Source organism: Desulfatiglans sp., assembly GCA_012513605.1.
GTDB lineage: Bacteria > Desulfobacterota > DSM-4660 > Desulfatiglandales > HGW-15 > JAAZBV01.
Genome location: JAAZBV010000104.1, coordinates 1 through 11,449 on the forward strand (window position 1 = coordinate 1; position 11,449 = coordinate 11,449).

The 11,449-nt window shown below is 44.4% G+C and carries 9 protein-coding genes; 7 read left to right on the forward strand and 2 right to left on the reverse strand.

Annotation, left to right across the window (positions count from 1 at the left end):
• Window positions 1-202 precede the first annotated feature (202 nt).
• Window positions 203-1,666, reverse strand: a complete 1,464-nt coding sequence (locus GX654_14305) for a deoxyribodipyrimidine photolyase (GenBank protein NLD38035.1) — start codon at window positions 1,664-1,666, stop codon at window positions 203-205.
• A 155-nt stretch (window positions 1,667-1,821) separates the two neighbouring features.
• Between GX654_14305 and GX654_14310 the strand changes: the two genes are divergently transcribed.
• The 3 genes from GX654_14310 (at window position 1,822) to GX654_14320 (ending at window position 6,420) form a co-directional block, all read left to right on the forward strand.
• Window positions 1,822-3,633 (forward strand): Na/Pi cotransporter family protein, encoded by a 1,812-nt coding sequence (locus GX654_14310; GenBank protein ID NLD38036.1) that lies wholly within the window; start codon window positions 1,822-1,824, stop codon window positions 3,631-3,633.
• 2 nt (window positions 3,634-3,635) lie between these two features.
• Entirely contained in the window at window positions 3,636-3,944 is a 309-nt protein-coding gene (gene yhbY, locus GX654_14315; protein ID NLD38037.1) for a ribosome assembly RNA-binding protein YhbY, read from the forward strand.
• A gap of 187 nt (window positions 3,945-4,131) precedes the next feature.
• Window positions 4,132-6,420 (forward strand): DUF3365 domain-containing protein, encoded by a 2,289-nt coding sequence (locus tag GX654_14320; GenBank protein ID NLD38038.1) that lies wholly within the window; start codon window positions 4,132-4,134, stop codon window positions 6,418-6,420.
• A 90-nt stretch (window positions 6,421-6,510) separates the two neighbouring features.
• Here GX654_14320 and GX654_14325 read toward each other — a convergent pair whose 3' ends face one another.
• Window positions 6,511-7,065, reverse strand: coding sequence for a hypothetical protein (locus GX654_14325; GenBank protein NLD38039.1), 555 nt, complete (start codon window positions 7,063-7,065; stop codon window positions 6,511-6,513).
• Between the two features lie 224 nt (window positions 7,066-7,289).
• On the opposite strand from GX654_14325, the gene bioA reads away from it, so the two are divergent.
• The 4 genes from bioA to bioB are packed head-to-tail and all read left to right on the forward strand — an operon-like array spanning window position 7,290 to window position 11,371.
• Window positions 7,290-8,573 carry an adenosylmethionine--8-amino-7-oxononanoate transaminase gene (gene bioA / locus GX654_14330; GenBank protein ID NLD38040.1) on the forward strand — a complete coding sequence of 428 codons (1,284 nt, stop codon included), beginning with the start codon at window positions 7,290-7,292 and terminating at the stop codon, window positions 8,571-8,573.
• A complete protein-coding gene (bioF, locus tag GX654_14335) occupies window positions 8,545-9,741 on the forward strand; it encodes an 8-amino-7-oxononanoate synthase (protein NLD38041.1) in 1,197 nt (398 codons plus the stop codon). The genes bioA and bioF overlap by 29 nt, the downstream gene beginning before the upstream one ends.
• A gap of 2 nt (window positions 9,742-9,743) precedes the next feature.
• Window positions 9,744-10,391, forward strand: coding sequence for a dethiobiotin synthase (gene bioD / locus GX654_14340; GenBank protein NLD38042.1), 648 nt, complete (start codon window positions 9,744-9,746; stop codon window positions 10,389-10,391).
• Window positions 10,388-11,371 carry a biotin synthase BioB gene (bioB, locus tag GX654_14345; protein ID NLD38043.1) on the forward strand — a complete coding sequence of 328 codons (984 nt, stop codon included), beginning with the start codon at window positions 10,388-10,390 and terminating at the stop codon, window positions 11,369-11,371. The genes bioD and bioB overlap by 4 nt, the downstream gene beginning before the upstream one ends.
• Window positions 11,372-11,449: the final 78 nt, after the last annotated feature.

Consider the following 11,449-nt stretch of genomic DNA (forward strand, 5'->3'; position numbering starts at 1 on the left):
AATTCAAGGGGGTAGGTCTTCACTACAACGGGTTTTCACACCCCTCTCTAATAATTACAGTTACTTATACCCCGAAAAATCGTCATTTTTACTAAAACACTAATCGAATAGCGAAAGTCGGGCTAAACAGTATGAAATTTGGTTGAATAACTACAAAAGAGAAGAGTTAGCTAAATCAAAAAAATCAGCTACAAGTATTCAATCATGAATATCTCTTAATATACCCCGCCACCCTCACCTTTCTTGAGGTATTTGCAGAACTCATGTATCTCACCTTGCCGAATATCTCCCTTTCAGGCCCCCAGGCGCGGTCGTATCTCCCCAGTGTCCAGAATATGCCGCTGTATGAGTTGGGGTCACGGCCATCAAGGGCATATTTATTGTTAAGATAAATCATTATTTCAAGCGCCCTTTCAGGCGTGGGTGACCATTCAAGTATCTTTTTACCCCAGAGCATCCTTAAATAGTTATGAATCTTTCCTTCCCTTACAAGCTGAACCTGGGCAGCATTCCAGAGCGGGTCGTGAGTTTGGCCGTTTTCAAACTCTTCTTCCGAATAGATATACTCCCTGTTATCCATCTCATGTATCTTAAGGGTTTCCATGGCCCATCGGGGTAATGACTTAAACTTATCATAATCCCTATTGTACCTGCACATATTAAAGCCAAGCTCGCGCCAGGTGATGAGCTGATCAAGAAATGCCTCGGCTGATTTACCCATGCCCCACCACCCCTCTTTCTGCCCTCTGGCATAATCGGACAGTTTTCCCGGGTGCCACTCTTGAGCCTCCTGTATCCTGTAAAATATCTCATGGCTATTGATGTGGCCGAAGTGCAGGTATGGCGAGAGATTGCTTGTTGCATCCTCACAAGGTTCATTTCGTTTTTCATCATAGGATGAAAGTTTTTCATTGATAAAGATATCAAGCAGTCGATTAGCGTTAAAACTGCCTCCTGCCTTATCAACTGCCTTTATATTGTGATCTACAGGTAGTTTTGTAAGCGCTCCTGAGTAATTTTCAAGAAATTTAAATGGAGCAGGAGGCCATTTTCCAGTTATATCTTTTGGCAGGGATTTTAGTTTTTCCAGTCGCAGATTTTTAAGCGGAGATGCCTGAGGCAAATCCACAAGATAATCAGGCAGGGTCTTTTGCAAAAACCTTCGGAACGAATAAGCTGTAGTAAACTCCCTCTCTGCCATACTCATGGGTAATAGCCCGTTTGAATCCACCTTTTCAATGAGAACAGGAAGCCTCTCCGATATCTTTTTTAGCATGGCCGGTATAAAAAAGGCCGGGAAATCATCTGTAATGATCAGGCATGCATGTTTTGCAAGCTCCATTACAAGGCCCCTGCCTTTACCCTTGGCCGGTTCTACATAAGGGTAATAAAAGATGTTTTTCCCCTGAGCCTCTCTGAAATTATCCCTCATCCCATTGATAATAAACCCGTGGAATCTGTCACATGCCCATTCATAGTTACAGTCAATAGCCTCAAGCACCATTAGCGGTTTAGCCAGCTTTTGTGCCCATTCAATGGCCCTGTCAAGGCTGTAGTTCCATTTAAGGCGGCGATTTGCTGTCATCCAGTAGAGGATAAACCCGCCATCAGGGTTAATCCCCTTGCTGTTTACCTTATTTATCCTTGTTTCAGGGACAGGGCGCAATTGTTACCCTCCTAAATAAAAATTATTTGATTTCGGTTTTCATAAGTGGCAGCATCATTTTCATTATGTTATTGTACCGAAGCATCTGTCCAAGATTACACCATGAGGGTATTTTAATGAAATATTGCCACATGCACAATAACAGGATTATCATAATGACATTGCTAATGGTATTTTTATTTTCCCCCCTCTCCTCCGCCATAAATAATAATTCTTCAGGTATACACTGGGGTATGCTTCTTATTGGTCTTTTGGGTGGCCTTGCCCTTTTCCTTTACGGCATGGCCAAAATGAGTGAGGGGATGAAAAAGACCGCGGGAAACCGGATGCGGGATATAATCCATGCCATTACAAAAAACAGGTTTATGGCCCTCTTAATCGGCGCATTCGTAACTATGGTGGTGCAATCAAGCAGCGCTACAACAGTTATGCTCGTTAGTTTTGTACAGGCCGGGCTCATGACCTTTACCCAGTCGCTGGGTGTGATACTCGGAGCAGATATAGGCACAACCGTAACAACCCAGCTTATAGCCTTTAATTTTGATGACTATGCCCTGCTTATTATAGCCATAGGGTTCGGGATGCAGCTTGTTTCAGGAAAGGAAAAGATAAAAAATATAGGTGAGATAATCCTGGGTTTCGGTATACTCTTTTATGGCATGAAGCTCATGAGCGATACCATGGCCCCACTGCGTGATTATCCCCTGTTTATAGAGACCATGGGACGCTTAAAGGCCCCTCTTATGGGGCTTCTTGCGGGGACAATATTCACAGGCTTGATACAGAGCAGCGCCGCTACCGCGGGTGTTGTAATTGTCCTGGCCCAGCAGGGGCTTATAACCCTTGAAACAGGCATCCCAATTATTCTGGGTGCTAATATCGGTACATGCGTTACTGCCGGGCTTGCCTCAATTAACTCCTCACGTGAGGCAAAACGGGTTGCATTTGGCCATGTGTGCTTCAAGGTTTTAGGGGTTTTGATGTTTATCTTCTGGGTGCCGGTGTTTGCCGATCTTGTAAGGAATATATCCGGAAGGTTTGAGAGCGATGTTGCACGTCAGATCGCAAACGCCCATACCCTGTTCAATGTGAGCCTGGGTCTTTTCTTTCTGCCCTTTATTAAATTCTTTTCAAAGATCATGATAAAAATCCTGCCTGAAGGCGAAAAGGAGGCGGAGATTGAGCTCAAGCCCAAATACCTTGATGATAAGAATATAGCTTCCCCAGCGCTCGCCATAGAACTTGCGAGAAGAGAGCTTTCCTACATGGCCCAGATATTGAGCCGGATGCTTAACACGGTTTTTATTCCCTTTATATCGAATAGAAAAGAGTCTGGCAATATTACCTCCCTTTCTGATGAAGAAAGGGAAATGCTGATTAATGAGATCCCCCGCACAGATGAGAAATATCCCCATTTGACACTTTTTGAGGCGCTTGATGTGCGTGAAGAGCATATAGATTTCCTGAATGACAGGGTACAGGAGTTTCTTATAAATATAAGCAGGCGTGAATCAACTGCCGCACAGGCAAATGAGCTATACGGGCTTATCTCTATCTCAAGCGATATGGAGAGCATTGCAGATCTCATCCACAGGAACCTGCTTAAACTGATCCATAAGAAAAATGCGCTTGAAAGGGATTTTTCAAAAGAGGGCAAAGAAGAGCTGATGATATACCACGGAAAGGTGTGTCGGCAGATTGATAGACTTGCTGAGGCTCTGGCAGAAAGGAATATCGAAAAGGCGATTGCCATTATGGGCAGGGAGAGAAAATACCTTGACCTTGAGGCCCAGTACAGGATAAAGCATCTGGAAAGGGTGCGTCATGAAAAGCTTGACTCTGTTTTGACACATGAAGTCCACATGGAACTTATGGATATCCTGAAGCAGATCGTTGTTTATACAAGCAATATCGCCAAGACATTCCTGACAAAATGCTACCCTGATCAGGTAAAGGAAAAGGTATAATTATGGGTAATCTAAAAGGGTTTCAAAAAAAATATCTAAGGGGTCTGGCCCACAGCCTTAAGCCTGTTGTGTTAATCGGCCAGAAGGGTTTTACTGATGAACTTGTAAAGTCCACAGATCAGGCCCTTGACAGGCACGAGCTTATAAAAATAAAGTTCAATGAGTTCAAGGAAAAGGAGCAGAAGGCTGAGATAACAGAGATGCTCTGCAAGGCAACAAAGGCCGAGGTGGTTGGCGCTATAGGCCATATGGTGATCTTATACCGTGAACAAAAAGACCCTGACAAAAAAAAGATAGTGCTTCCTGAATAAAAATTAATAATACTATTTATGAATATAAAAGAATAAAAACCTCTATGTCCACTAACCACACGAAATACATAAAAATAAGAGTTTTAAAATTTTAGTGTGTTTCGTGTATTTCGTGGTTAATAAATGGATTTTGAAAACTTTATGACCTTTACCCGAACAGTAACAAATCTTAAAAGAGGTTATGTGAATGGGTATAAAAGAGCGTAAAAACCATGAGAGCGGATTTAATCTTATTAATAAAAATTGTATCCTCCTCTGCTCCATATGGACAATCCTGATAGCCACCTTCTATGCTTTTGCTATCCAGAATCAAAAAAGACTTACAATAAAATTTGCGGAGATAGAGGCTCTGGCAGATTATAATAAAGACCTTGCCTATCGCAGATGGTCTTCCATGCATGGAGGCACCTATGCTCCGGTCACCGAGAGAACAAGGCCAAACCCCTATCTTGAAGATATCATCGAACGGGATATCGTTACCCCATCTGGTAAAGCGCTTACCCTTATCAACCCAGCATATATGACAAGGCAGGTTCATGAGCTTGCAGAAGAGCAATATGGGATAAAGGGGCATATCACAAGCCTTAATCCTATCAGACCGGAGAATGGGCCGCTACCCTTTGAGGTTAAGGCGCTTGAGGCCTTTGAAAAAGGAGAGAGCGAATACTTAAGCGTTGATGACACAGGACAGGGAAAATATTTAAGGTTCATGCGGCCAATGATCACTGAAAATTCCTGTCTAAAATGTCATGGGAAGCAGGGGTATAAAGAGGGAGATATAAGGGGAGGCATAAGCGTATCAATACCTCTTTCACGTTATAAGCCCATTGAGAAAACCACAATTAAAGCCATAACCATTGTTTATACAACCGTATGCATTTTAGGGCTTGCCGCATTAAACATAATCTTTTTTACACGCGGTAAACATCAGCAAATACAAAAAATCGCTGAAGGCAAGCTCAGGTTCCAGGCAAAACTTCTGGATGCAGTGGAACAGTCTATTGTCGCCACTGACCTGAACGGGAAGATAGTTTACTGTAACCCATATTCGGAAAAGATCTACGGATGGAAAAGGTCTGAGGTGATTGGCCATGAGATGATGAGGCTTATGATACCTGACGCCTACATGGATGAGGGATTGAAGGATCATGTCAGAGTCCTTGAGGGGGAGAGCTGGTCACGGGAGGTTTTTGTGAAGAATCAGTCCGGAAAAATATTCCCTGCCCTTGTGAGCGCTTCACCAGTCTACAATGAAAAGGGAGAGATAACCGGGGGCATTGCCATATCGATAGACCTTACTGAAAAGAAAAAGCTTGAGGCGCAGCTTCAGCAGACCCAGAAGATGGAGGGGATAGGTATACTTGCAGGAGGCATTGCACATGATTTCAATAATATCCTTGCGCCGATTATACTCCATTCACAGATCGCAATGGATGATATTGCCCCTGACAACCCGCTTCAGGCAAGTATGAAAGAGATCTACAGGGCTGCAATAAGGGCGCGTGAACTTGTAAGGCAGATACTCACATTTGCGAGAAAGGGGCAGGACAGCAGGATTGTGTTAAGGGCATCTCTTGCAGTCAAGGAGGCGGTGAAATTTTTAAGGTCAACTATCCCTGCAACAATAGAGATAAATTTTGAAATGAATACCAATAATGATGCCATACTGGCAAACCCTACCCATATAAATCAGATTGTAATGAACCTGTGTGCAAATGCTGCCTATGCCATGAAGGAAAATGGGGGTATCATAACTGTTACCCTGGATAATGGTGATGAAAAAGATGGGGACAGGCCCGGTTGTGACCTGCCTCCCGGGCAATATCTAAGGTTATCTGTAATAGATACTGGCCCCGGTATCCCTCCTGATATTATTGACAGGATATTTGAACCATATTTTACCACAAAAGGTCCCGGAGAGGGCACAGGCCTTGGTCTTGCTATAATCCACGGTATTGTAAAAAGTTATGAAGGTGGGATCGCTGTGGAAACCTCCCCTGATGCAGGAACGACTTTTTTCATATATCTTCCCCTTGCAAATGAAAAAGCAGTTATGGTGGAAGATAATAAAACAGAGGTTAAAAAGGGAAAGGAAAGGGTGCTTTTTGTTGATGATGAGGAGGCTGCTATTACAGCAATGAAGAAGATACTGGCAAGGCTGGGCTATACAGCAACCACATCTAACAGCAGCAGGGATGCACTTAAAATCTTTAAAGATAACCCTGCAGGATTTGATCTCATTATCACAGACATGACCATGCCCGGAATAACCGGGTTGCAGCTTGTAAAGGAGGTAAGGGCCATAAGGTTGGATATACCTGTAATCCTCTGCACAGGCTATAGTGACCAGATTGACGATGAAAAGGCCCAGATGGCAGGGGTAAATGAATTTATGATCAAGCCTGTCAGCATGTTTGACATAGCCAGCGCAATCCGCAGGGTGTTGGAGAAGGATAAATTACAGGTTGATATCTGATATTTCCTGAATCCAGAGAGATACCAAATAAAGCAGAGACAAGGCCTGCCACAAATAAGGCAGGTAAACATGCCTTGTCTCTAACGTAAATTACCTGCTTCCAAAGGACCTTTTATAAAGATCATGCAGTGCCTGTTTTCCATCTTCAGATAGATTTCTGGTTCCGGTCCCGGCAAATGTCTCTGATGCTATAACCGGTGTATCCTCAATCCATCTATTTTCTTCCCAGGCGTACCATGCCTTTTTGTCCTGATCATATACATGCAGTGGACGATTAAAAAGCTTGGCCAATTCAACACCCCAGCCTGTGCCCCCTTTTACAGTGCCATCCGCCTGTATCCAGCCAACTGTAATTACATGATAGCCATTATTTATCATGTGAAAAATGGACTGAATAACCTTTCGAATCTTGTCTGCTTTTGAGTAGTTACGTTTCATCCTCATGGAAACTATCTCCATGCTGATATCACCCTTTTTCAGCTCTTCAGCAGAAAGAACTTTGAGGTTGTTAGTATGCTCCGCAATGTGTCCTTCATAGGAAAAATTTACCTCATTAAGTTTCCATGCTTCTGCAAGTCTGCCGAACTCAGCCTCGGCCCCCTTGTGGCCACCGCTATATAATGTTATTTTAGAAATGTTTTTCATTTTATTATCTCCTGTTATTACTGTTAAAAATCAAAAAGTCGCCTTTAATAGACTAATTTAATCCATTATACAACCTTTATTTTATTTGTGTATTTCTTAGTGGTGGAGCAGCTTCATCATACCTTTCAGACCAAAAATAATCAACTTTGAATATTTATTGACTTGCCATGACCGGAAGTTTTGGTATTGTAACCCTGTTTTTATGAAGTTTTAAGGCGGTTTTTATGAAAAATAATTCTATTGAGCAGTTGCTTTCCTTTGATAAAGAGCATGTCTGGCACCCATATGCCTCCATGATATCGCCCCTGCCTGTACACCCGGTTGCCTCGGCCCGCGGTGCAAGGCTCACGCTTATGGATGGAACCGAGCTGATTGACGGCATCTCATCATGGTGGTCGGTAATCCATGGTTATAATCACCCTGTGCTTAACAGGGCTATCCAGAACCAGGTTAACAATATGGCCCACGTGATGTTTGGCGGGCTTACACATAAACCTGCTGTTGAGCTTGCCTCCCTGCTTGTCGAAATAACCCCGGAGGGGCTTGAAAAGGTCTTTTTCTGTGATTCCGGCTCTGTTGCCGTGGAGATCGCAATAAAGATGGCTATCCAGTACTGGTACGCTGATGGCAAACCTGACAAAAACAGGCTGCTAACTGTAAAATCCGGTTATCATGGCGATACCTTTATGGCCATGTCTGTGTGTGCCCCTGAGGGTCTGCACCAGATGTTCGAAAATGTAATCCATAAGCAGTTTTTTGCGGATGCCCCGGCTACAGGGTATAACGAGGAATGGGATGAAAATGAGATAAAGGGCATGGAACAAATCCTGCATGATCACCATCAGGAGATCTCCGCCATTATCCTTGAACCTGTTTTGCAGGGTGCCGGAGGCATGCGGTTTTACTCTCCTCAATATGTAAAAAGGGTGCGGGAGCTTTCCAGTAAATACAATGTGCTTTTTATAGCAGATGAAATAGCCACAGGCTTTGGCCGCACAGGGAGCCTTTTTGCCTGTGAAAAGGCGGGTATCAGCCCTGATATCATGTGCGTTGGGAAGGCTATTACTGGGGGCTACATGAGCCTAGCCGCCACCATTGCAACAAAAGAGGTGGCAGAGACCATATCATCGGTCAAAGATGGGGCATTTATGCACGGGCCCACATTTATGGCAAACCCCCTTGCCTGCGCTGTTGCTGTTGCAGGTATAAAGCTCCTTTTATCCATGCCCTGGAAAAGGCGGGTAGCAGAGATAGAGGCACGGTTAAAAAAGGGGTTAATGGCTTATGTGAATGCACCAAAAGTGGCTGATGTCAGGGCACTGGGGGCAATCGGTGTTATAGAGATGAAAGAGGCTGTTGATCTTAAATCTATCCAGGAAAAGATTATAAAGTTGGGCGTATGGCTCAGGCCATTTGGCAAGGTTATCTACACCATGCCACCATACATAATCCAGGATCATGAGCTTGATATAATTATTGATGCAATGGGAAGACTTGCAGAGGAGTAAAGGTATAAAGTTGAATAAATACAGTTTCATATCCTCCGCACTTGAAGAGCGGAAAGAGAGGCACCTGTTCCGCAGCCTTAAGAGTGTGCTACCCCTGGCTGGCGGAGAGGTAGAGGTAAACGGGCGCCGAATGGTCAACTTCTGCTCAAATGACTACCTTGGCCTTTCAACTCACCCCCTGCTAAAACAGCGCATGATAGAATACACAGAAAGATATGGTGCAGGCTCTGCCGCCTCAAGGCTTGTATGCGGGAACCTTCGCTTTTTTGACGAGCTTGAGGCAAGGCTTGCAAGACTCACAGGCCATGAAAGCGCCATTGTATTCAACTCCGGGTTTCAGGCAAATGTATCCCTGTTGCCTGCCATTACCGATTCCAGCACCCTTATTCTTTCGGACGCTCTTAACCATAACAGCATTATACAGGGGTGCAAACTCTCCCGCTGCTATGTGACGCCATTTAACCATAATGACCTTAACCACCTTGAGGATATCCTTAAAAAAGGTGTTGGCCTTCACACAAGGAGGCTCATTGTTACTGAGTCCATCTTCAGCATGGATGGTGACATGGCTGATATTGATGCGCTTATTTTATTATCGGAAAGATATGATGCACTGCTCCTGGTTGATGAGGCGCATGCAACAGGTGTTATGGGTAAAAATGGAATGGGTATAAGCAGCAACAAAGATGTTGATATGGTAATGGGGACATTCTCAAAGGCTGTAGGCTCATTCGGGGCATATGTATCGTCTAACAGTATGATGAGGGATTATATAATCAACTTCTGCAACGGATTTATATACACGACAGCGCTTCCGCCAGGGGTAATAGGCGCAATAGATGCAGCCATTGAACTCATCCCGCAGATGGACAAAGAGCGGGAAGGGCTTATGGAAAATTCTGCCAGGCTCAGAAAAGGGCTGGCAGAACAGGGATATGATACTGGAAAATCCGCAACACATATAATCCCTGTTATTATCGGGGATGAAGAGGAGGCATTAAGGCTCTCTGCATGGCTTTTAGAAAACAGTGTGCTTGCAACCACCTTCAGGCCTCCAACTGTGCCCAGGGGGCAGTCAAGGATACGCATTGCCATAACATCTGCCCATAATGAGGGGCATGTTGATCTGCTCCTTGCACTTTTCAAAAGGTGGCGGGAGATTAATTGAGTATGACAGAATCAAATATAAAATTACCAGAGAGGATATTTATTACAGGCACAGACACAGGCATTGGAAAGACTCTTGTCTCTGCAATACTCATGCTGGGCCTTAATGCAAGGTACTGGAAGCCTGTCCAGAGCGGGTTAACCAATATCACCGATACAGAGTGGGTAAAAAGGCACACAGCTATTGATGTATCCAGGTTTTTCCCGGAGACATACAGGCTTAAGGCGCCTCTTTCGCCCCATGAATCAGCAGCACTGGAGAGTATGCATATTGATCTTGAAGAGTTTATCATCCCGGAAATTCATAAAGGAGAAACACTTATAATTGAGGGGGCAGGCGGTATCATGGTGCCGCTCAATGAAAAAGAGCTTATGATAGACCTTATGAAAAGGTGCAACGCCCCTGTTATACTGGTGGCAAGGAGCGGCCTTGGCACAATCAACCATGCATTATTATCTATCAATCATCTGAAACATGAGAATATCAAGGTACTCGGTGTTGTAATGAATGGCCCCCTGAATAAAGGCAACCGTGATGCAATAGAACATTTCGGGGGCGTTAAGGTGATAGCAGAGATTGAACCTATGGAGCAAATAACCCAGGAAAGCCTTAAACAGGGTTTCCGCAAATATTTTGGAAAGAGGACATGAAAGATACTGGATGCTATATAAAACTGGCAGAGGGCATCCTTAATGGTGATACCCCGGACAACCAGGCATACTTGGAAATTCTCTCTGCCCCTGATGAGGAGCTTTTATCCATCATGGGCGGGGCAGATATGATTAGACAAAAATACTTTGGCATGAAGATACACCTCTGCACCATATGCAATGGTAAGTCAGGCAGATGCTCAGAGGACTGCAAATTCTGTTCACAGTCTTCATTTTCAAATACCAGCGCACCTGTGTACCCTGTTTTGCCAAAGGATGAGCTTTTAAAAGGGGGCATCTATGCACAGGAGAGCCCCATAAACAGGTACTCCATTGTTACAACCGGCAGGGGGCTGCCAGTGCGGGATGTAGAGGCAGTTATTGATGCCATGAAGGGCCTTGATGATAATAGGATAAAAAAGTGTGTATCCCTGGGGATACTCAAGGATGCAGAGATGCAGCTTATAAGGGGGGCAGGCATAACAAGGTATCACCACAACCTTGAAACAAGCAGAAGCCTTTTTGCTGGCGTATGCACAACCCACTCCTATGATGAGAGAATAGAGACCATAAGGTCCGCAAAAAGGGCAGGCATGGAAATATGCGCTGGCGGTATCCTGGGTATTGGTGAATCAGATGAGCAGATTCTTGAGCTTGCATCTGATATAAAGGAGCTAGGCGTTGACTCAATACCCCTTAACTTTCTTGTTCCTATTCCTGGCACCCCCTATGGAGGGATGAGCAGGCTTACACCAATTAAATGCCTAAAGATAATCGCCTTTTTCAGATATTTTTTACCGGATAAAGAGATCATCATCTGCGGCGGCAGAGAAAAGAACCTGAAGGAACTGCACCCCCTCATCTTTTATGCGGGCGCAAGCGGGATGATGACAGGTAATTACCTGACCACAGATGGGAGAACCCTTGAACATGACCTTGCACTGCTTGATCAGATGGGGTTTGGGGTAAGGGAGAAATAAAAAAAGATTTGTGTGTATTAACAAGGTAGGGGCGGGCCTGCGTGTCCGCCCGGTATTTGGGGATGTGCACCGCCATCC

What these genes read in the sequence shown, in the direction of transcription:
- GX654_14310 (NLD38036.1), top strand. Translation starts at nt 1,822, where the DNA reads ATGACATTGCTAATGGTATTTTTATTTTCCCCCCTCTCCTCCGCCATA.
- yhbY (NLD38037.1), top strand. Translation starts at nt 3,636, where the DNA reads ATGGGTAATCTAAAAGGGTTTCAAAAAAAATATCTAAGGGGTCTGGCC.
- GX654_14320 (NLD38038.1), top strand. Translation starts at nt 4,132, where the DNA reads ATGGGTATAAAAGAGCGTAAAAACCATGAGAGCGGATTTAATCTTATT.
- GX654_14325 (NLD38039.1), bottom strand. Translation starts at nt 7,065, where the DNA reads ATGAAAAACATTTCTAAAATAACATTATATAGCGGTGGCCACAAGGGG.
- bioA (NLD38040.1), top strand. Translation starts at nt 7,290, where the DNA reads ATGAAAAATAATTCTATTGAGCAGTTGCTTTCCTTTGATAAAGAGCAT.
- bioF (NLD38041.1), top strand. Translation starts at nt 8,545, where the DNA reads ATGCAATGGGAAGACTTGCAGAGGAGTAAAGGTATAAAGTTGAATAAA.
- bioD (NLD38042.1), top strand. Translation starts at nt 9,744, where the DNA reads ATGACAGAATCAAATATAAAATTACCAGAGAGGATATTTATTACAGGC.
- bioB (NLD38043.1), top strand. Translation starts at nt 10,388, where the DNA reads ATGAAAGATACTGGATGCTATATAAAACTGGCAGAGGGCATCCTTAAT.